Consider the following 431-nt stretch of genomic DNA (forward strand, 5'->3'; position numbering starts at 1 on the left):
TTGTGGCCCGAGTTGTGCACGATCACCAGCGGGGTGTCGGGCGCGACGGTGTCCAGCCAGGACAGGGTGGGCTCGGGCAACCCGTGCTGCAGCAGCGGATCCCAGCCGTTAAGGAACGCACCGTCGGCCCCGCGTCTTGCCACCTCGGCGTCGACCGCGCCGAGTACCTCATCGGCACTCGCCAGGGTGACCGGGCGGATGTCGACGATGCGACCGGACAACGCCACTGCCTCCATCAACGGATGACCGTGCGCCTCAACGAAACCCGGCATGACGCAGCCGTCGACCTCGCGGACGTCGGTGTCGGGGCCGACCCAGGCGGCCGCCTCGGACCGGGACCCGACCGCGGCGATGCGACCGCCCGACACCGCGATCGCCTCCGCGGTGGGTTGGCTGGGGTCGACGGTGAGGATGGTTCCGTAGAGGACGAG

At 70.5% G+C, this 431-nt stretch carries 1 protein-coding gene; it reads right to left on the reverse strand.

Annotated elements, in window-relative coordinates; all coding sequences use genetic code 11:
• The coding region (locus tag RNB18_RS52505) for an amidohydrolase family protein (RefSeq protein WP_311721117.1) at positions 1-431 on the reverse strand (431 nt) is incomplete at both ends.

This window comes from Streptomyces doebereineriae, from assembly GCF_031845645.1.
In the GTDB taxonomy this organism is placed as follows: Bacteria; Actinomycetota; Actinomycetes; order Streptomycetales; family Streptomycetaceae; genus Streptomyces; species Streptomyces canus.